Raw genomic sequence first — 20,610 nt, forward strand, 5'->3', positions numbered from 1 at the left:
AGCGGTAGGGTGCGCAGTGCGCACCTTACCGCTATAAAAGTTTTGGGTAAGCGCTCAACAAGTTTAATGTGCAGACATAGCTTTAGCAAACTGCAACTTGCTCAAACTTTCTTCAGGCTGAACATCCATCTGATAGCTGAGTGCCGAAGGAATTCCGAGTACGCTGCACGGAAAATTATTGCCTAGTTCCCTAACCAGCGAGTGGTTGCCCGAATCGCAGCCCAAGAACAGTAAATTTGCGGATTCTAATTCAACCACATTTCTCAGTTCTGTAGCAACCCGCCCGATACGCAAATGAGCTTTGAATAAACCGCGCCATTCCTCAGCCAAACAGCGCGCTTGCCACAGCAACCTATCTGCTACCTCGTACTCATTATTTTGACCAAAAATTGCTTGGGAATAATGCGGATCGAGCCAAGTTTTTTGCTGGGATACCGATGGGATTGCGGTTGGTAAAGCGAGCGCAGGCGCTGCACAATTAAGGGCTAATGTTTCCTCTAAATCACACACTTTCTGCTGTGCAGCCAAGGCATTTGCTACAGCCAATTTGCAAGTATCTTCGCGGTAACTTTTTTGCGCTTCGTCGATCACGTAGACAACTTGAACCGTAACTTCTTTCGTTGTTACTAAACGAGTTTGATGCGCAATCCAAAGAGTAAGATCCAGAGCTGTTTGACTTTTGGGAGAACTGTTGTAACCAACAATAAAATTGATAGTTTTTGCCTGTTTTGGAGATTTTGATTTCTTATAACTTTGCACTGGCTCCGGCAGCAACACCATTTCTTCTGCTAAATTTTGGTATCCCAATGCACTTTCAAAACGCGCTAAAATTGTTTTGAGATTCACAGGCTTGACCTCTCTTAAGTGAATTGTTTTATCTGTCCGTCGGGTGTTATTCGTCTTGGGTAAAGTAGCGATCGAGAAAATTCAAAGCATAGTTGCGGAGTTCGTAATACTCCTGGGATTCCCGCAACTCTTGGCGATCGCGCGGGCGCGCAAACGGCACTGACAAAATTTCACCTATCGTCGCAGCCGGGCCGTTTGTCATCAGCACAATGCGATCGGACATATAGATAGCTTCATCCACATCGTGAGTAATCATCATTGCAGCTTGTCTGTGATTTTCCCAGATATCCAGCACCTGTTTCTGCAACTTGCCGCGAGTCAGAGCATCCAGCGCTCCAAACGGTTCGTCCATTAATAACATTTTCGGTCGAATCGCCAAAGCTCGCGCAATCCCAACTCGCTGTTTCATGCCTCCTGAAATTTCGTCTGGATATTTATCGGCTGCTGCCGTTAAGTTTACCATTGCTAGATGTTCGTTGACAAGACTAATCTTCTCGGGACGGCTGAGACTTTGCAAAACTTCATCAACTGCCAGCCGAATATTTTCCCGCACCGTCAGCCAAGGCAGCAATCCGTAGTGCTGAAATACCATCATGCGATCGGCTCCGGGTTTGCGGATTTCTTTTCCTTCCAGTGTCACTATTCCGTCGCTCTGTTTTTCCAAACCTGCCACTATTTTTAGCAGCGTTGATTTGCCGCAACCAGAGTGACCGATTACCGAAATATATTCGTTTTCTCCAATACTTAAATTGATATTTTCCAAAACGCTAAATTCGCTACCGTCAGCATTTTTATACGACTTGAACAAGTTGTTAATTTCCAGAAACTCAGGCTGCTTCTTAACTTGGCTGCTGGCTTCGATAGAAGTAGAAAAGTATTGAGTCACGGTATTCTCCTAAAAAGTAGTAAAGTGTTAATTTGATTTCCGAACGGTTGCGCAAGCGGTAAGGTGCGCCCCCTGGCAGAGGTTCTGCGTTCAGGAATGTAGAAATTAAGACTGAAAAAAAGACTGAGGGCGGTTGGCTCGAATTTCAAAACTATTCAAATAACCCACCGGATCGCTAGGATCGAATGCCTTTTTATCAATGAAAAGTTCTGCAGGTTCCACTTGGTAATCCTCCTGGGGACAATCGATCGCCATTTCGCCAGCAATCTTGCGGTAAAGGTCGGTTCTCCAAGCTTTTTTAGCTGATTCCTCAGCATTCTTTGGCACTTCTTTAATCTGTCCCCAGCGAGCGGCTTGAGTCATCAACCACAGACTCTGAGACTGCCACATAAATGTTGAATGATTTCCCGGTATTTGAGGCAAATTCTTAGGGATGTCATAGAAAATAGTTGCATCTTCCGATTGTAGGGTGCGGTCTTTTCCGTCAAACCCTCCATAGTTGTAGTCGCCAACTATTGCCGGTCGAGTAAATTTGTCGATCGCCCCTTTTTTCGGTTTCGCCCCCGTAAACGATCGCTCAGTCAGCAGCGCCGATATTTCATTGCGATTTTGGGGGTTGCTGCAATACTGACAAGCTTCCACCATTGCCTTAACCAGCGAGTAATAAGTCTTCGGATTTTCGTCAATGAATGATTCCATTACTCCCAAAAGGCGATCGGGATGTCCCAGCCAAATTTCCTTGCCTTGCACGAAGGTAAAACCCACTCCCAAATTGCCTTGAATTGCCCGCGTATTCCAAGGTTCGGCCACCATGTAAGCCTGCATCGCGCCAATCCTGATGTTGGTTACCATCTGCGGCGGCGGCACAATAATTACCCGAAATTCTTTGAACGGATCGACACCGGCAGCCGCCGATATGTAGCGGACAAAGTATTCGTAAATCGCAGAACTCAGAACCACTGCCCAAACCCTGTTTTCCGGTGGCTGACTGTCAAAAAAGGCTCGAAATTGTTTGCCAAATTCTTCCAAATTGCCGTTGTATTCGTGCCACGGGCGCAAACCGAAATCCCACATAGCTTTGTTCATCGTCATGGCGTTGCCGTGGCGGTGAATTGTCATTGCTGCGCACAGGGGTGCGTGGCGCGCTCCTTCGGCGCCAATTCGGGCGTTTGTGACGGCGCCGGATACGACTGGGGAGGCGTCGAGGCGGCCGAAGATTAGGCCGTCGCGGGAGGTTGCCCAGCTTGCTTCGCGGTTGAGTTGGACGTTTAAACCGTATTTGCGGAAAAAACCTTTTTTCCAGGCGATCGCAAATGGTGCACAATCGTTAACCGGCACGTATCCTACGGTTAAATTTGGTTTTTCTAAGGTTCGGGAATCGACGACCGGCTTTACGGCTGAGGCTTCTTCTGTGAGTCCTTTTGCCGATCGATCCGCGCTAATTCCACAACCAGATAAAGCCATTCCCGCCGCCGCCGAGCCCATTCCTTGCAAAAACTCTCGGCGCTTCCATTCATTGGAAAACTTGTCACTCATACAATTTTAGATTTTAGATTTTAGATTTTAGATTTGAAGTTGTAGTTGTAGGGTGCGTCGCCACCAACCATCACAAACAAAAATCGACCATCGATCAGCGACGCACCTTACAGTTGACTGTTGATAGTTAACTGTTCGCTGCTGACTAATGACTGATGACTACTGACTGATGACTAATGATTAATGACCGATCGATGCGTTACCAATTCCTGAACTTTGTCAACAGCAGCGTCGAGCAAAAGTCCTGTTAAACCAATTACAAACACCGCTAAAAATACCGAACTCAGGTTCAAGCGGCTCCATTCATCCCAGACAAAAAAGCCAATTCCCACACCGCCTGTCAGCATTTCCACCGCCACAATCACCAGCCAAGCAATCCCCAAACTAATCCGCAAACCTGTAAAAATGTATGGCAAACTCGCCGGCCAAATTATTTTGGTAATCCGCCTCCAGCGAGGCATTTCCAAAACTTGCGCCACATCCAGATAATCCTTGGAAACGCTAGAAACTCCCAAAGCTGTGTTGATAATTGTCGGCCACAAAGACGTGATAAATATGACAAAAATTGCCGACGGCTCTGCTAAATTAAAAATCGATAAAGCTATCGGCAGCCAAGCGAGCGGCGATACCGGTTTGAAGATTTGAACCAGCGGGTTGAGCGCCATCATTGCCGGTTTCGACATCCCGATCAGAAATCCCACGGGAATCGCAACTGCTGCACCCAGGAAAAATCCCACCAACACCCGGCGCAAACTCGCTAGCAGCAGCCAGCCAATGCCTAAATCTCCAGGCCCGCGCTGATAAAATGGATGGAATATGTAATCTAAATTAGCTATTAACGCCTGATACGGAGTGGGAATCAAATCGCTGTTGAAGCTGGCAATAATCCACCACACACCAAGAATTCCCAAAAAACCCGCAGCAGGTAACAAAACAGCATCTCGGATGACAACGGGTTTTACACGCTTCCACGTTGCAACTCCTGCAAGTGCGATCGCAGATAAATTCAGCTGTACGAACATTTTAATCTCCTTCAGAGTCAGGGCAGGTACAAGAATCTTGAACAATACCAACCTGAGACACTGACGAAGCCAAACAATCTTTTTCAGAACATTTGGCTTTTCAGTCTCTTCTCAATGCCTGCGAAGTTAGCTGACGGGCTAGGACTGAGAGATGTCCTTCTCTAGAGATTTCAAAATCAAAAATTACACTCAAATTTGGCAATTTTTAACTTTGCTTGATAATTCTGTAGAGATTCGCCCCGAAAATTGGTTCCTCCGCTCCAGCCACACGCTTGGTTCGATCGCGCAGTGCTGGATTAGGCTTGACTTTTTAAGCCAATTTATTTAACTTAAGCTAGCACGAGCGTATAATTATGTCAATACGTCTTTAGGAGTAGCTATTTGCGGCGAAGCTAAAAAGTTGAGTGAAAATTCAAAAAGTTAATTATTAAACTAACCTAGAGATATAAAATGCGATCGCTTACTTGATTTATATAAAAGCAATGATAGATTTTAGCCAAGCGCTACAAGATAAAGTTGATATAATTACCGAAAACTGGATCGAAGCTGTTCGGGGCGACGAGGAAATCGAAACCGCCAAGCAACTCACCTACGATTCCGTGCGCGACAGCCTTCCCATCGTACTGCAAGCGATCGTAACTATCCTGTCCCAATCAGAAGACAGCGACATTCCGACAGTCGTAGAACAAAGTTTAGAACACGGGACTGTCAGGGCAAAACAAGGCTACGATGCCGAAGAAATTGCGCGGGAATACCGCTTGCTGCGGAGGGTAATTTTCGAGGCTATAGAGCCAGCATTGCTAAAAGGCTCAGCCGCTGAAGTGAACCGAGCTTATCGCTTAATTGACAATGTGCTCGACGAAGCAATTGCTATATGTTTCAAAACCTATACCCAGGCAAGATTCCAAGAACTACAGGATTTGCAAAACCAATTGCAGCTTACAAATCAAGAGCTGACTCGCTTGCTTCGCGCCAGTCAAGAGAATGTATCTCACTTAGCTCACGAATTGAAAACCCCCCTCACCTCTATTATTGGCTACTCAGAATTGTTTTTGCGCCAAAGAAACAATCCTAGAGTTAAAGATTCTGTTCCCAATTTGGCACATATTGATAAAGTCCTCAACAACGGCAGACGGTTACTTAGATTAATTAACGATACTCTCGAAATCTCGCGGTACGACGCGGGACGCATAAAATTGCAGCTAACTGCCACAAATGTGCGATCGGCGATCGTCACTGTTGTCGAAATAATCGAGCCTTTGGCTAAAGCAAAAAATTTAGAGATCGCCGTTGAGTGCGATCCGGTTCTGGATCAAGTTATGACAGATTACTTGCGCTTGCAGCAAATTGTCACCAACTTGGTGAGCAACGCCATTCGCTACACCCAAGCTGGTACTATTACCATAAAAACCGAATTATTGTCAGACAAACATTGGAGTATCTCCATCACCGATACAGGAATTGGCATTGCTTCAGAAGACTGCGATCGGATTTTTACGCCCTATTTTCGGGCCGACAACTCCCTGGGTTCTTTGATGCCTGACAGTACCGGCTTAGGCTTAGCAATTGTCGCTCGATTAGTCAACCTCTTGCAAGGTAAAATCGAATTAGTTTCTGAAGTAGGAGTTGGCTCTTCCTTCACTGTAATTTTTCCCTTAGAATTGGATGGAGTTGAGATTCAGGAATAACTTCAACCTCTATATTTAGACTGCAACCTAAGCACCTTACATATTCTTTAGTTCTCTAGCAACAAAACTAATGACTAATAACTAATGACTAATGACCGAAAGCATCCAGGATACAAGCCCCCGGATTCATCCGTCTAGAAATAAAAAACCTGTATCCGATGAAACTTGCCCCCCGAATTTATCCGTGGGGTCAATGCTTCAATCTAAAATCTAAAATCTAAAATCTAAAATCGATTGACTTCTTCAAATTAGAAACCGAATAGTTACATAAACAGCCGCAGCAACCAATTGCAACGCCATCACAGGAAGCCCGTAACGCAGAAAAGCTTGAAAAGAAATTCGCCGCCCGTACTGTTCAGAAATTCCTGCCGCCACTATATTAGAAGAAGCTCCTACCAAAGTGCCATTTCCGCCTAAAGTTGCCCCGTACATCATCGCGTAAAACAAGGGCAGCACAGCAGGTGGAAACTGCCCTGCAAAATCCGGTGCCAACACCTCGGCAGGTGCGAACCCGACATTGACAACATACTGTTTTAGCAGCGGCACCATCGCCACTACCAGCGGAATATTGGGCACAACGCTCGACATCAAACCCACAAAAAATAACAAAGCTAGGGAACCAACAAAAATATTTTTACCTAAAATTACTGCTAATATTCCAGACATATTGGCGATGACTCCGGTTTTTTCCAAACCGCCAATCAGCACAAAGATAGACATAAAAAACAGCAGCGTGCTCCAATCTAAATCCCGCAAAATATTGTTAACCGAATCAATTTGGGAATGGTGAGCTAACAGCATTGCCAAAGCAGCCCCCAACAAAGCAACCGCTGCCGGTGAAACAGGCACCGGCATCGACTCTCCTATTACAAAAAATGTCAGCACGAAAGCTATAATTAAACCGCCCACTGCTAAGACTCGCGGGTGATTAATTTTTGGGTGCGGCAAATTTTCCAAATCGTCTAATTTTTTGTTCCAAATTTCTCGGAACATCCAAGGCAGAATAACTAATATAACTGCTAAGGCGATCGCCCCGCCCAAACTTAACTTTACCAGGTAATCTGCAAAGCTCATGTTAATAGCATCGCCGACAATGAATGTCGCCGGATCGCCCACGATTGTCAGCAGTCCCGAACTGTTAGCCACAAATACCATTAAAATTAGCAGCGGCACGAAATCTACACCGACTTCTTGTGCCATTGGCGGAATTAATGGTGCTAGCAGCATGACTGTCGTGGCATTGGGCAAAACTGCACAAATTGGGGTAGTAATCCCGACAATACCCAGCAAGAGATTTTTGCCTTTGCCTTTCGCCAACAGCACCATTTGAGTTGCCAAGTAGTCGAATACTTTGGTAGGCTCAAAGGCTCTCACCATTACCATGACTCCGAAGAATAAGCCCAGCGTTGCGTGACTCCGACTGATATATTCGATCGCGTCGTTTAACGTCATTACGTGGGTAAAAACCAGAATCACCGCTCCCAGAAATGCCGCAACTGTTAGGTGTATCCATTCTGTAATTATTAAAAAAACTACACCGATAAATGTTGCAGCAGCGATCGCAGCTTGCACGTTTTCCATTTAGTCCCCTGAAAAAATTAAAAATTAAAAATTAAAAATTATCGGCTTGAGGCCTGAGTAAGTTTACTACTTTATGGCTCTTCTGTCAATAAGTTTAAGTGCTGGTTGGGGTAGCAACAAGCTGGGAACGAGCACTCGACACAGATCCGGCACAGGAAAAAAATCACCTCAAAACTACTTCTTTTGGCAGGGTCGCGATCGCCCAAAGTTTGGTATACCGATCGGGCGATAGCTCAACTACAATGAAGCATGGGCAATATCTGCCAAACTCAACCCCCACGCAGAAATCATGGACTATAGCCAAGTGCTCGCCGAAAAAACCGATACTATCCTCAAAAACTGGATTGAAGCAGTACGCTTGGATCGGAAAATTGAAACCGCTGAGACCTTACCGCAGTCAGCGATCGAAAATCACATACCTTACCTGCTGGCGGCGATGACGACAGTGCTCTCGCAATATCAAAACAGCGACATAAAATTAATGATTGAAGCCAGTTTAGATCACGGATTAATCAGAGCCGAACAAGGCTACGACGCCGCAGAAGTAGCCCGCGAATACCATTTATTGCGTCAAGTAATATTCTCCCACTTAGAAGCCGAATTGCTAGCAGGAAGCGTCGCAGACGTATTCAGAGCTTTTCGGCTGATAGATGCCGTACTAGACGAAGCAATTGCCCAGTGTTTCAACAGCTACGTCGCTCAGAGGCTGCGGGAAATTCAACAAATCCAAACTCAGTTAAAACTCACCAATCAAGAACTCAAGCGCCTCGTCAGTGTCAATCAAGAAAACATCTACCATTTAGCTCACGAACTCAAAACTCCTCTCAACTCAATTATTGGTTATTCCGAACTGTTTTTGCGCCAAGAAAAATGGCAAGCGGAAATCAAAGATAGCCTCCCCGGCGCCGAACACATCGAGCGAGTATTGCGCAACGGCAGACAGTTGCTGGGCATGATTAATGACACACTAGAACTTTCTCGCGCCAATGCCGGAAAAATTAAACTTAACCTGCAGCGAACTAATGTACAATCTCTAATTAACACCGCAGTAGAAATGATGCAGCCAATTGCTGATGCTAAAGAACTCAAGCTCTTTGTTACCAGCGACTGCGCCCCAACACAAGTAATCGCCGACGGACAGCGGCTGCAACAAATTCTGATCAACCTGCTGAGCAATGCCATTCGCTATACAAAATCTGGTAGCATTGAATTAAGTTGCCGCCGTGCTGGAGAAGCAAATTGGGCGATCGCAATTACAGATACCGGCATGGGCATCGCCCCCGAAGATACAAGTCGCATCTTTGACCCATTCTTTCAAGCAGGAGAAGCCGGCAAACAGCTCTTTCCCACCGAAAGCACAGGCCTGGGATTAGCAATAGTATCGCAGCTCGTCACGCTGCTGCAAGGCAAAATCGAGCTAGTATCAGAAATAGGAGTCGGCTCAACTTTTACCGTGATTCTGCCCCTAGAAGTTAAAATCCTTCAACAAGTAAGCTAAACATTAAGTTCAAATTTTTACATCCGAAAATCCTATGCCCGCAGCCAACCTTAGCCCTTCCACCACAGCCTTTCCCCTCACCGCCGTAGTCGGGCAAGAAGCAATCAAACTAGCCCTGCTGTTAGCAGCAGTCGATCCCGGATTGGGAGGAGTTGCGATCGCAGGCCGCCGCGGCACAGCAAAATCAGTAATGGCCCGCGCCTTGCATTCCTTACTGCCACCCATTGAAATTGTTAAAGACTCTTTTTGCAACGCCGAACCTAATGAAAATATTGAACAAAAGGCATCTTCTCTATTGGAAGAAAGCGGGCAAGATGCCCACACTACCGATACTAATTCCCCAAATACAGAAATAATTCCCACACCATTCATTCAAATTCCTTTGGGTGTCACCGAAGACAGACTCTTAGGTTCCGTCGATGTCGAACAATCAGTAAAATTAGGCCAAACCGTATTTCAACCAGGACTTTTAGCCCAAGCAAATCGAGGCGTACTTTATGTAGATGAAATTAACCTCCTAGATGACAACATTTCCAACCAATTGCTAACAGTATTAACCGAAGGGCGCAACCAAATAGAACGCGAAGGAATTAGCTTCCAACACCCCTGCAAACCTCTATTTATCGCCACTTACAACCCCGAAGAAGGGCCGCTCCGAGAACATTTGCTCGATCGCATCGCGATCGTACTTTCAGCCGACGCAGCACTCGAACTAGAAGAAAGAGTCTATGCAGTAGAACAAGCTTTATCCTACTCCAGCTCCCCCCAAGAATTTCTCAATCAATACAGCGAAGATACCGACAACCTCAAAACCCAAATCATCCTAGCCAGAGAATGGCTCAAAGATGTCAGCATTAAACGCGAACAAATTGCCTACCTAGTAGAAGAAGCCATCCGGGGTGGCGTTCAAGGACACCGCGCCGAAATATTCGCAGTCCGCGTCGCCAAAGCCGCCGCAGCCATCGAGGGACGCACAGAAGTTAACGCCGAAGACCTGCGCCGCGCCGTAGAATTAGTCATCGTACCCCGCGCCACCATCATCCAAACTCCCCCAGACGAAAACTCTCCTCCTCCCCCCCCTCCACCGCCTCCCCAAAAGCAGTCAGAACAAGAACAAGACGAACCAGAAAACGAGCAAGAAGACGAAGAAGACCAAGAGGATGAAGACAACCCGGAACCTGAAGAAGAACCGGAAAAAGATACCATTCCCGAAGAATTTCTCTTCGACCCCGAAGGAGTAATTCTCGACCCCAGCGTGCTTTTCTTCGCCCAAGCCGCTAACCGCCAAGGCAAATCCGGCAGTAGAAGCACCATTTTCTCCGAAGATAGAGGCCGTTACGTCAAGCCTGTATTGCCCAAAGGCCCCGTCCGCCGCATCGCCGTTGACGCCACCCTCAGAGCCGCCGCACCCTACCAAAAAGCCCGCCGCGACAGGAATTCTCACCCCCCCCAAGCTTCGGGGGGGCAAGAGGCGAGTCAACCCCCCCGAAGCTTGGGGCAAGGGGGGGTTGAGCGCCGTGTATTTGTGGAACAGGGAGACATTCGGGCGAAGCGCTTGGCCAGAAAAGCTGGAGCTTTAGTCGTATTTGTCGTGGATGCTTCCGGTTCGATGGCGCTCAACCGGATGCAGTCGGCCAAAGGTGCAGTCATGCAGCTACTCACAGAAGCTTATCAAAGCCGCGACCAAGTTGCTCTGATTCCCTTTCGCGGAGAACAAGCAGAAGTGCTGCTACCGCCGACTCGCTCGATAGCCTTGGCCCGCAAGCGTTTGGAACGGTTGCCCTGCGGCGGCGGTTCCCCCCTGGCCCACGGTTTGACTCAAGCCGTGCGCGTGGGAGTCAACGCGCGGCAGTCTGGAGATGTCGGTCAAGTTGCGATTGTCGCCATTACCGACGGACGCGGTAATATTCCTTTGGCTCGTTCTTTGGGCGAACCGATTTTAGATGGAGAAAAGCCTGATATTAAGAAGGAATTGTTAGAAATTGCTGCCAAAATTCGCGGGTTGGGAATGCAGTTGCTGGTGATTGATACCGAGAGCAAGTTTATTTCGACTGGCTTTGCGAAGGAATTGGCCAAGACTTCTGGAGGGAAATACTATCACTTGCCGAAAGCTACCGAACAGTCGATCGCAGCTATGACTAAAAATGCTCTGCGCGACGCGATCGGCTAAAATTCTTAAATCGAGATTCCACCCGCATTTATAGACACGGACCTCACGCCTGTGTTACCTCTGCGGTTAACAATCAAACACTCGGATTTTGGCAAAAAGTCTAATTTTTAACTCTCACTCTCCGGCGAGTCACCGCCAGCGAACCCGCAATTAAACCCAACCCTACCACGGTCGAAGGCTCAGGAATTCTTACGGGCAGAGGCACCGGCGTTACGGTTCCCGGGCTAGGGCTTGGAGAAGTTGTACCGTCGCGGAGTTGACTGATTTGAGCCAGCAACAAATTTTCTGAACCCTGCCGTGAAGCAGCGGTAGAAACGGCTTGGACATTAGCTGCAAGGGCAGCTTGACTGCCTGAAACCACAGCGACGGCAGCCAATAAAATTCCGGTGGCAGTTGGCAATAATTTGCTAGGAAAAAAGGTGGGCATTGGACATTACCTGTTTAGCATTTTGTCGATCGAACTCGATCTCTCGATCGTTAATTTTTTGGGCCTTCCCTGTCTGAGCTACCTTAGCAACTAACCCAAGCGATTTGAGATTTGAGATTTGAGATTATTGGAGTTTCCTGTCCCTAGTTTCAACTAAGCCCCAAATCAAAAACCTAAAATCAACTGCGGCCCCTGCTTCTAGCATAGAGTCCTCAATCCCAAATCGTAAATCCCAAATCCAAAATTGATTGATCTCGCCTATCTGCGATTCCATCCACTCTCAGCTTGCCCCTCCTGCAGATAGCGCCGGCCCTTGAACCTCAATTATAGCTCTGCAGCGACGCGCAACGGTGCGAGAGGGCAACACGGCACAGACTTGTACGCAGTCGATTATAAACAATCGATCCCTGCTTTGGAGTGATTTCACCCCCGTTCTTTATCAAATCTTTAAACTCTTTCAGGTTTTGTCAACAGACTGTAAAGCTGTCAAAATATAGATAGCAATTCTCAGCCCAAATTAGGTAAATCCTCGTGAGTAACACTAGCAATTTCCGCGAAGCCGTGCGCGAGGCCAAAAACCAAGCGCTAGTAGGCCCCAACGTCATCGCCAACGCTCTCCCCTTTGTCGGCGGCGGACTCGTCTTAACTGCTGTCGGCGCCTACGGCGGCCTCGGAGTGATCCGCAACTATCCCGGGATCTTCTTTCCCACCTTCATCGCCGCGATCGTCGTAGAATTAATTCTGTTCTTCGTCGCCCGCGGTGCCGCCGAACAAGGCAACAAAAATACCGCTTTGCCCCTGCTGGCAACCTACAGCCTGCTTTCGGGCTACACCCTCAGCGGATTGGTATTTACAGCCCTCAGAACCCAAGGCGTCGGCATCTCCGGGATCGGTTTTGCAGCACTCGGCTGCGGCATTACCTTTATCGCCGCCCGCCAAATTGGCTCCAACTTGTCCGAAACAGACGGCATGGCCCTCACCAAAACTATCAGTTTAGGTGTCATTGCTTTGTTCGTCGTCGTTGTCGGTCAGGTTCTGCTCTCTGTATTTGGCATCTACACCCCAACTTGGTTGGAAATTGGCATTTCCGGCATCGGCGTATTTCTGTTCGCCGGCGCTGCGATCGTCGATTTTTACATATTACCCCGCAGCTACCGCGACGACCAGTATTTGCCCGCTGCTCTGTCGATGTACTTGACCTACATCAACTTGTTCATTTTCATTCTGCGCCTGCTGATTGCTATCAACAGCCGCGATTAATTGAAACTTTAGCTTAAAAAAAAACCGCGGCTCGATCGATATCCGGCCGCGGTTTTTGATTAAGATTGCGAATCAAGATAGTCCTCATTGCGTCCTCTGTCTATTATAAAAAAAACTTATACTATGTTCCAAGCCTACAGACATGAGGTATAATATTACTTTTTAATCACTCAATCAAAGCTCTTGTTATCTAATTGTGTCGATCGCGATTTCAATATTAATCACCAATTAATTGGGGAAAACTCATGTACTTAAAATATGAAGATATCAGGAGAGTCAGCGTAGAAATTACCTCCCGGTGCAATGCAGCTTGCCCCCAGTGTCCCCGCACCGGCAACCCGATTTTGCCGGGGGCGGAATTAAAGATGGAGGATATTGAAAGAATTTTCCCAAAAGATTTTTGCTCTCAGTTGGATTTGGTTTATATGTGCGGCAACTACGGCGATGCTATGACTAGCAATACTACAATTCCGGCGATCGAGTATTTGCACCGCATGGGAGTTCCTCATATCTGCCTGTACACCAACGGTAGCGGACGCAATCCAGACTGGTGGCAAGCCCTGGCACAGGCGATGACAGGAGAACACGATCGCGTAATTTTTAGTATCGACGGGTTAGCCGATACTAACAGCATCTACCGCCAAAATACTAACTGGGACAGGATAATGCAGTCTGTTAATGCCTTTATCCAAGCTGGCGGAAAAGCTGTATGGCACTACTTGATATTTGAACACAACCAGCACCAAGTAGAAGCAGCGCGCGATTTAGCCCAACAATTAGGATTTGTCGAGTTTGTACCGAAAGCTACCTCTCGTTTTGTGGCGAAAGAGATTTATGACAAAGAGTCCGCCAATCAACAGCCTCAGAAGGCAGAAAACTCTCAGGTAGATGCTAAGAGCGATCGCCAAAACCAACCAGCAACAGCTAATGTAGCAGCCCCTCAGCATCAAGAACAGGCCGCGCTTCAGTTCCACCGACAAGCTGAAGAATGCTTGAAACAAGGGCAACTGTCAGATGCGATCGCAGCCAGCCAACAAGCCCTAAAAATTCAACCTAATTTTGCAGCAGCCTGGAAAACATTAGGCAATGCTGTTCAAGGTTTGGGGAAGATGCAAGCAGCAGCAGACTGTTACGCAAAAGCCCTAAAAATTCAGCCTAATTTTCCAGAAGTTTATGCTAATGTCGGCAGTCTTTATGCTCAACAGCAACAGTGGCAGCCAGCTAGTGCTTATTACCAAAAGGCGATCGAGCTTAAACCCAATTTTGCCGGAGCTTATCGCAATTTAGCTAAAGTGTTGACGCAGTTGGGGCAACCAGAAAAAGCAAATTATGCTTGGTATCAAGCTATAGCTATCGAAACCTCTCAAGCACCAGAAACAACTCCTTCTGTCCCATCAAAGCCAGCCAGCGAAGAACTCCAACCCCCATCGTTAGAACAATATAAAAATCCCCAGGGAGACCAATTTCTCCAAGCTGTAGAAACATTTGGTAGCCTAAACAATTACTACCGCAATGTAGAAATTAGCTGTCAAACTCAAGCCACCAAAGAAATTTTCATCAGTTTTGAAGCGGAACTCTGGCCTTGCTGTTGGGTAAGCCATACTAAATACGCTGTTTATAACCACACTTACAGACCGCAAATGCTGGCTTTAATTGAAAAGTACGGAAATGGTTTTAATTCTCTCAGAACTCAATCGGTGAAAGATGCGATCGCCAGAGATTGGTTTCGCGAAGACCTCACAAAAAGTTTTTCCTGTTCTAAAAGGTTGGACGTATGCGCTCACGAATGCGGTAAAACTTTCAATTCAACAGGTTCACAGTATATCTAAGAAGGAAGAAGTCAGTTGACAGTTGACAGTTGACAGTTGTCACAAGAAAGAAGGAAGAATGCGGTGAAGCCGATCGAATTTCATGTCACGATTCAGGCAGGTTATCGGGATCGATCCCTTGCGATCGCAAATACTCAGCTAGGCGATCGGCTCGCTGTCGTTCTACCCTCAACTGCTCGCGCATCTGCCCCGCCGCTGCATCCGGCAGGGGATAGACATTTCCTGACTCGTCGTACCAAACCAGAATTTCTTGCTCGATGCCCCCAATAACTTGCTGGGATCGCCCTAGGCCCAGTTTCACTTCTGGCATCCAATAGGGTTCGCCAATCTGCTGCCGATACTGCCCGTCAATCAGCTTGTACACTTCAAACGGTTGATGCCGATCGCGCCGCCAAAATTCCGGGTTGTAAATAATGTAGTACAAAACCCCTAACCCGGCATAAATCGACATCTTATCGTCGTACTCCCCACCCGGTTTGTGAGACACCATTTCTAAGGCTACGATCGGCACAACCTCGTTTTCTTCCCAGACAGCATAGCTGCGGCGAGATTTGCCCCCTTTTCGGCGCTCCACCCCCAAACTGAGAAACCCGTCGGGGACGACAGGCACTTTGGGACTGATTCCTGTGGTGTGATACACCGCCATATCCACCCCAAAGTACCAATCCATGCGAGCCGACCAAATACCGATCAGGACAAACAACAATAGGTTCGGCAGCAGATTCTGGTCTTCGTTATCCACAGGAGTATCGTCCGAACAGGGCAGGTCTTCGGTGGACGGCAAGCTTAATTTTAGTTCTGGGGAAATCATGGCAGTTAACTCCCATCGAGATCGTTAACATGATTTTAGATTATAGCAACTTTTTTTTAATTTTTAATGCTGTAAAATTTTCAATTCAACTGGTTCGCAGGATATCTAATTACGAAGAAACAATAACATTTTGTTGAATTATCCTAATTTCAGCTATAATTTGTAAAAGACTTCAAAACCATGAGGACTAACCGTGGAAATTCTACACATAAAACACAACATCGAAACATTGTCCGATCGCCTAACGGGCCTACAAGACTGTCTTTAGCTCAGCATTAACCGCCGAAAGCCAAAAGTTACAACAGCTAGCAGCACAGCCGGAATCTGGCAAAAGCATCAATACAGGCGAACGGCTACTTCAAGAACTAGAGGCACTCCAATCCTACCAGGCAAAACTCAACCAGTGCCAAACAATTTTGGCAGATGCTACAGCAGCACTGGAGTTACTCGAATTTCAAGCAGACGAGGAATTAGAGCAAGAACTTCAAACTAATTTAGCTCAACTCAACTGCTCTCTCGAAGAGTGTGAATTAGAGCAATCCTTGAGCGGGCCGTGCGACAAAAATGGAGCCTACCTGATAATTAATGCAGCAATAGATGACTTAGATGCTCGAGAATGGGCAGAAATGTTGCTGACAATGTACTATCGTTGGGGACAGAACCAAGGCTATAGAGTTGCGTTAGTTGAAGATTTCGTATCGACGACATATATAGGAATTAATTCTGCAACTTTGGCAAGAGCAGAAGTTAAGTCTGCAACTGTGGCAATAGACGGACGTTGCGCTTACGGCTATCTAAAGTCAGAAACAGGAGTGCATCTACTGAAACGTACATCGCCTTTTGATATTACCAGAAAGCGCGCTAGTCCAGCGACGGTGGAAGTTGTACCAATGTATGTGGAAGAGGAGATTCCACAGCAGGATTTAGAAATAATGTGGCCTTCCCCCCACCAGACTTCGATTATCCGACCTTACGTGAAGATTATTCATCTTCCTACGGGTATTTCTGCAATATCTAATCAGGATCGGGTGCAACGGAAAAATAGAGAAAACGCTTTGGCGGTTCTCACCAGCAAACTGTTTGCTATTATGCAAAGGCAAGAAGTTGCAGAAATTGCAGACATTCGGTGCGATCGCCTAAAAATACTCCTTAACCAACCAATTCGGGAATATCAATTTGCCAGCGACAGCGCGAATCCGGGCAAAGTTCTGGATCTCCGTACAGGAATCCAAACAACAGCCGTCGCCGAGGTGCTCGACGGCAAACTTGACTCATTTATCAAAGCTGGTGTGCTGCTGAAAAATTGATTTGCACATTTAGAGCAAAATTTCAGCTAAACTCAAAAATACACCCCACAACTAGGAGAACTCACAGTGGAAGTTCTAGATATCAAACACAATATCGAAACATTGTCCGATCGACTGGGTACAACCCAGGACTATCTTTGACATCCCTGCACTTACAGCCAAAATTCAAGACTTAGAGCAAATCTGCGCCCAACCAGCATTTTGGGACGACCAAGATCGAGCTCAAGAAACCCTCCAAGAACTTAATGACTTCAAATCTCATTTAGACCAATACCGCGGCTGGCAAACGAGCTTGGAAGATGCTAAAGCTATTTTAGAACTGCTGGAGTTAGAAGCCGACGAGTCCCTGTTCCAAGAAGCCTCATCGAGTCTTTCTCAGTTAACCCGCGAGCTCGACCAGTGGGAACTGCAACAATTACTATCGGGACCCTACGATGAAGGCGGCGCTGTTTTGACGATTAACGCCGGGGCCGGCGGCACAGATGCTCAAGATTGGGCCGAAATGCTGCTGCGGATGTACACCCGCTGGGGGGAAAGTCAAGGTTACAAAGTACATTTAATGGAAATTTCCGAGGGAGAGGAAGCAGGTGTTAAATCGGCTTCTTTGGAAATTGTCGGCCGTTACGCTTACGGTTATATGCGATCGGAAAAAGGCACTCACCGCTTGGTCAGAATTTCGCCTTTTAATGCTAACGACAAGCGTCAAACCAGTTTTGCTGGCGTTGAAGTGATGCCAGTTCTCGATCGATCCGTCAAGTTGGACATTCCCGAAAAGGATTTGGAAATCACGACTTCCCGCGCTGGTGGCAAGGGCGGGCAAAACGTTAACAAGGTAGAAACCGCAGTCCGCATCGTTCACCTTCCTACTGGCTTGGCCGTCCGCTGCACAGAAGAACGCAGTCAGTTGCAAAATAAGGAAAAAGCTCTGGCATTACTCAAGGCTAGACTGTTGGTGATTGCTAAGGAACAGCGGGCTTCGGAAATTGCCGAGATTCGCGGCGACATGGTGGAGGCGGCTTGGGGCAACCAAATTCGCAATTACGTTTTTCACCCATACCAAATGGTCAAGGATTTGCGTACAGGAGTCGAAACAACGGCCATCGAAGATGTGATGAACGGCGAATTAGACCCGTTTATTCAAGCTTACCTGCGGCAGGAAAATCAGTTGATAGCCCAAACCGATTCAACCGCGCGAATATAATTCGCGCTTTGACATACAAAGTCCGCCTGCGCGGACTAAAGAATCAAGAGCGGTGATGGCAGCGGATTTGGTATAATTTTGGGGTTTTGGCCGATCGCCCGACCTTCAACAGGTCGCGCGGTCAAAAACCTTGATATGATAAAACTTGATCTGACAAACACTAAGGAGAAATAATGACCCAAGTTGTAATAGGCGAAAATGAAGGGATTGAGTCAGCCCTGCGACGGTTTAAGCGACAAGTTTCCAAAGCGGGTATTTTCCCCGACATGAGAAAGCACCGCCACTTTGAAACCCCGTTGGAAAAGCAGAAGCGCAAAGCTATTGCCAGAAGGACTAAGAGACGCTTTCACCGCAACAACAAACCCTAGAATTATTAGCACTAAATTGATTCGGCAGATATAATGCCTTGCGATTCTAGTACCGCAGCGACTCGGAGAATCACCGCTTCGCTGTAGGGAGCACCAATAATTTGTACCCCCAAGGGCAAAGCGCCGGGCCGCTGTACGGGCACGCAAAGAACGGGCAAGCCAATAAATGATAGGGGTTGGGTGAACAGTCCGAGATTGGGACGCACTAAGATTTCTTGTCCGGCTATTACCATTTTCTCGACGCCAATTTCAGGGGCAGCTATCGGGGTTGCGGGTGCGAGGATGATGTCTGTGTGTTGGAATATTTCGCGAATTCGATCGCGGTACCACTGTCTGAATCTCTGGGCTTGCAAGTACCAAGTCGCAGGGATCAGGGTTCCCGCTAAAAAGCGATCGCGCGTCGCCGGATCGAAGTCTTGAGGGCGCGATCGTAAATTGTCCAAATGCAAGTTTCCCCCCTCGCAAGCGGTAATGATAAATGCCGCAGCCCGGGCGCGATCGGATTCCGGTATGCTGACAGTTGCAAGCCCCCCTATTTTTGGGGGGTTTGTTGTTTTTTCTGTTTGACCACAATCCAAGACATTTGTCAAGGCTTTAGCGACTCTTTCTACAGCATCCATTGCTTCCGGTTCGGCCCCTGTGGCGAAATACCCGTCAGCAACAGCAATTCTCAATCCTTCGATGCCTTGATTTAACTGCGACGAACAAAGTTCTGGCGGGCGTTGAGTGCAAACAGGGTCACGAGAATCAGGGCCTTGCAGGATATCGTACAGCAGCGCCATATCTCTGATCGATCGCCCAAACGGCCCCACACAATCCAAACTACCCGAAAATAAATAAGCGCCAGCCCTGGACAAACGGCCGTAAGTAGGCTTAAACCCAAAGACACCGCACAAAGCAGCCGGTACGCGGATGGAACCGTTAGTATCAGAACCGAGAGTGATGGGTACAAAACCGGCGGCGACTGCTGCTGCGGAACCGCCGCTGGAACCGCCGGCGATGCGCGCAGTATCGCGGGGATTGCGAGTCGGCCCGTAGTGGCTGTTTTCGGTGACGAAACCGTAGGCGTACTCATCCATGTTTAGCGTACCCACGAGTACAGCCCCGGCTTGTTTTAGTCGGGCGACCACAGCCGCGTCCTGGGTAGCCGGAGGATTGTCAGCGTTGATTTTTGACCCAGCTAGGGTGGTAATTCCGCCGATATCGAACAGGTTTTTGACAGCGAAGGGAACGCCTGCTAAAGGGCCTGGGTTTTGGTTATTTGCGATCGAATTATCTATATTTTCGGCTGCTGCGAGTGCGCTTGAGGCGGTGATTGCAGTAAAGCAATTAAAAGCTTTATCCTTAACAGCAATCCGTTCCAAAGCAGCACTTACCGCCTCTGTAGCCGTAACCTTACCACATTTAACAGCCGCTGCCGTAGCAACCGCATCAGCCTTCTCTAAAAAACATCTGCGTTCATCTGCGTTCATCTGCCCTCATCTGCGGTTAAAAATCTAAGGTTCAAACACCGGCGCGACTTCTACTTCTTGAGGTAAAGGGAATTCAGTAACGAGTCGGGCGATCGCAGCTATCCTCTCGAAGTTTACCACAACACCGGGGCGATGTTCCGGGTCTAAGGGTAAGTTTATCAGTTCAGCCGTGCGATCGACATATTCTTCTATATTTGTCATTAATCCATCCCAAACAACATCAGCGTTCATCCGCGTACATCTGCCCTCATCTGCGGTTAAAAAGCTAAGGTTCAGATATAGGTGCGATCGATTATTGTATTGTAATCCGCGTCGGCTTGTCAGTTATTATTGCTCAGCTTTTTGTATTCCTCGGATTGTCTGATATCATCTAGAGGCGATTTTTGCTCTGGTGGTTCATCAGGACAAAACTTTATACAGACCTGCGTTTGCCAAGACTGCAAAGTTTGATTAAGTTCTATTTGAAGCTTTCCTTTTTCCCAACCCTTGGAACCAATTTTTAGAATTTGACAATCAATTCCTTCTGGAGGCGATTTCCAGTTTATATCCCCTCCCATAATTTTTGTTTCTTCGTTAATCGACAGATATTGTATCCACTGAATTATCGATTTCTCACGTTGGTTAGTTTCTGCGGCTCTTCTGGAGTCAAGGTGATAAGCAAAACTAATTAGAAAAGCAAGCTAATAGCCTCGCCCGAAAGTTATCAAA

At 47.2% G+C, this 20,610-nt stretch carries 17 protein-coding genes, 1 pseudogene and 1 riboswitch; of the genes and pseudogenes, 8 read left to right on the forward strand and 10 right to left on the reverse strand.

Annotated elements, in window-relative coordinates:
• Nucleotides 1-63: 63 nt before the first annotated feature.
• The 4 genes from QUA13_RS21635 to ntrB all read right to left on the reverse strand — a co-directional run bounded on the left by QUA13_RS21635 (nucleotide 64) and on the right by ntrB (nucleotide 4,290).
• Nucleotides 64-846, reverse strand: coding sequence for a universal stress protein (locus tag QUA13_RS21635; protein ID WP_333201779.1), 783 nt, complete (start codon nucleotides 844-846; stop codon nucleotides 64-66).
• A 46-nt stretch (nucleotides 847-892) separates the two neighbouring features.
• Nucleotides 893-1,732 (reverse strand): nitrate ABC transporter ATP-binding protein, encoded by an 840-nt coding sequence (locus tag QUA13_RS21640; RefSeq protein WP_333201781.1) that lies wholly within the window; start codon nucleotides 1,730-1,732, stop codon nucleotides 893-895.
• Nucleotides 1,733-1,837: 105 nt separating this feature from the next.
• The gene (locus QUA13_RS21645; protein WP_333201783.1) at nucleotides 1,838-3,268 is read right to left on the reverse strand and encodes an ABC transporter substrate-binding protein; all 1,431 of its coding nucleotides are present in this window, start codon (nucleotides 3,266-3,268) and stop codon (nucleotides 1,838-1,840) included.
• Nucleotides 3,269-3,441: 173 nt separating this feature from the next.
• Nucleotides 3,442-4,290, reverse strand: coding sequence for a nitrate ABC transporter permease (ntrB, locus tag QUA13_RS21650; protein ID WP_333201785.1), 849 nt, complete (start codon nucleotides 4,288-4,290; stop codon nucleotides 3,442-3,444).
• Between the two features lie 100 nt (nucleotides 4,291-4,390).
• Nucleotides 4,391-4,603, reverse strand: a riboswitch (cyclic di-AMP (ydaO/yuaA leader).
• 169 nt (nucleotides 4,604-4,772) lie between these two features.
• On the opposite strand from ntrB, the gene QUA13_RS21655 reads away from it, so the two are divergent.
• Nucleotides 4,773-5,978, forward strand: a complete 1,206-nt coding sequence (locus tag QUA13_RS21655; protein WP_333201787.1) for a sensor histidine kinase — start codon at nucleotides 4,773-4,775, stop codon at nucleotides 5,976-5,978.
• 243 nt (nucleotides 5,979-6,221) lie between these two features.
• On the opposite strand, the gene QUA13_RS21660 is transcribed toward QUA13_RS21655, so the two are convergent.
• Nucleotides 6,222-7,559, reverse strand: a complete 1,338-nt coding sequence (locus QUA13_RS21660; RefSeq protein WP_333201789.1) for an ArsB/NhaD family transporter — start codon at nucleotides 7,557-7,559, stop codon at nucleotides 6,222-6,224.
• Nucleotides 7,560-7,848: 289 nt separating this feature from the next.
• Between QUA13_RS21660 and QUA13_RS21665 the strand changes: the two genes are divergently transcribed.
• Nucleotides 7,849-9,057: a HAMP domain-containing sensor histidine kinase gene (locus QUA13_RS21665; protein WP_333201791.1), complete on the forward strand. Its 1,209-nt coding sequence runs from the start codon at nucleotides 7,849-7,851 to the stop codon at nucleotides 9,055-9,057.
• A 34-nt stretch (nucleotides 9,058-9,091) separates the two neighbouring features.
• Complete coding sequence (gene bchD / locus QUA13_RS21670; protein WP_333201793.1) at nucleotides 9,092-11,227, forward strand: magnesium chelatase ATPase subunit D; 2,136 nt, start codon at nucleotides 9,092-9,094, stop codon at nucleotides 11,225-11,227.
• A 100-nt stretch (nucleotides 11,228-11,327) separates the two neighbouring features.
• Here bchD and QUA13_RS21675 read toward each other — a convergent pair whose 3' ends face one another.
• A complete protein-coding gene (locus QUA13_RS21675) occupies nucleotides 11,328-11,654 on the reverse strand; it encodes a PEP-CTERM sorting domain-containing protein (RefSeq protein WP_333201795.1) in 327 nt (108 codons plus the stop codon).
• 531 nt (nucleotides 11,655-12,185) lie between these two features.
• Between QUA13_RS21675 and QUA13_RS21680 the strand changes: the two genes are divergently transcribed.
• Nucleotides 12,186-12,914: a Bax inhibitor-1 family protein gene (locus tag QUA13_RS21680; RefSeq protein ID WP_333201797.1), complete on the forward strand. Its 729-nt coding sequence runs from the start codon at nucleotides 12,186-12,188 to the stop codon at nucleotides 12,912-12,914.
• A gap of 245 nt (nucleotides 12,915-13,159) precedes the next feature.
• Nucleotides 13,160-14,743 carry a tetratricopeptide repeat protein gene (locus QUA13_RS21685; protein WP_333201799.1) on the forward strand — a complete coding sequence of 528 codons (1,584 nt, stop codon included), beginning with the start codon at nucleotides 13,160-13,162 and terminating at the stop codon, nucleotides 14,741-14,743.
• 85 nt (nucleotides 14,744-14,828) lie between these two features.
• Here QUA13_RS21685 and QUA13_RS21690 read toward each other — a convergent pair whose 3' ends face one another.
• Nucleotides 14,829-15,554 (reverse strand): Uma2 family endonuclease, encoded by a 726-nt coding sequence (locus QUA13_RS21690; RefSeq protein WP_333201801.1) that lies wholly within the window; start codon nucleotides 15,552-15,554, stop codon nucleotides 14,829-14,831.
• Nucleotides 15,555-15,844: 290 nt separating this feature from the next.
• On the opposite strand from QUA13_RS21690, the pseudogene QUA13_RS21695 reads away from it, so the two are divergent.
• The 3 genes and pseudogenes from QUA13_RS21695 to rpsU form a co-directional block, all read left to right on the forward strand.
• Nucleotides 15,845-16,861: pseudogene (locus QUA13_RS21695) on the forward strand (PCRF domain-containing protein); the annotation flags it as partial.
• 66 nt (nucleotides 16,862-16,927) lie between these two features.
• Nucleotides 16,928-18,062, forward strand: a protein-coding gene (gene prfB, locus QUA13_RS21700; protein ID WP_333201802.1) for a peptide chain release factor 2 whose coding sequence is annotated in 2 segments (ribosomal slippage) — nucleotides 16,928-16,999 and nucleotides 17,001-18,062 — 1,134 coding nt in all. Because the reading frame shifts where the segments join, the coding sequence is not laid out codon by codon here.
• A gap of 173 nt (nucleotides 18,063-18,235) precedes the next feature.
• Nucleotides 18,236-18,430, forward strand: a complete 195-nt coding sequence (rpsU, locus tag QUA13_RS21705) for a 30S ribosomal protein S21 (RefSeq protein WP_006632476.1) — start codon at nucleotides 18,236-18,238, stop codon at nucleotides 18,428-18,430.
• An 11-nt stretch (nucleotides 18,431-18,441) separates the two neighbouring features.
• On the opposite strand, the gene QUA13_RS21710 is transcribed toward rpsU, so the two are convergent.
• From QUA13_RS21710 to QUA13_RS21720, 3 genes are all read right to left on the reverse strand, one after another.
• Nucleotides 18,442-19,902 (reverse strand): AtzE family amidohydrolase, encoded by a 1,461-nt coding sequence (locus QUA13_RS21710; RefSeq protein WP_333201804.1) that lies wholly within the window; start codon nucleotides 19,900-19,902, stop codon nucleotides 18,442-18,444.
• A 24-nt stretch (nucleotides 19,903-19,926) separates the two neighbouring features.
• Nucleotides 19,927-20,103 (reverse strand): DUF4089 domain-containing protein, encoded by a 177-nt coding sequence (locus QUA13_RS21715; RefSeq protein ID WP_333044277.1) that lies wholly within the window; start codon nucleotides 20,101-20,103, stop codon nucleotides 19,927-19,929.
• A gap of 119 nt (nucleotides 20,104-20,222) precedes the next feature.
• A complete protein-coding gene (locus QUA13_RS21720; RefSeq protein WP_333201806.1) occupies nucleotides 20,223-20,459 on the reverse strand; it encodes a KGK domain-containing protein in 237 nt (78 codons plus the stop codon).
• Nucleotides 20,460-20,610 lie beyond the last annotated feature (151 nt).

This window comes from Microcoleus sp. S28C3, from assembly GCF_036700785.1.
GTDB lineage: Bacteria > Cyanobacteriota > Cyanobacteriia > Cyanobacteriales > Microcoleaceae > Microcoleus > Microcoleus asticus.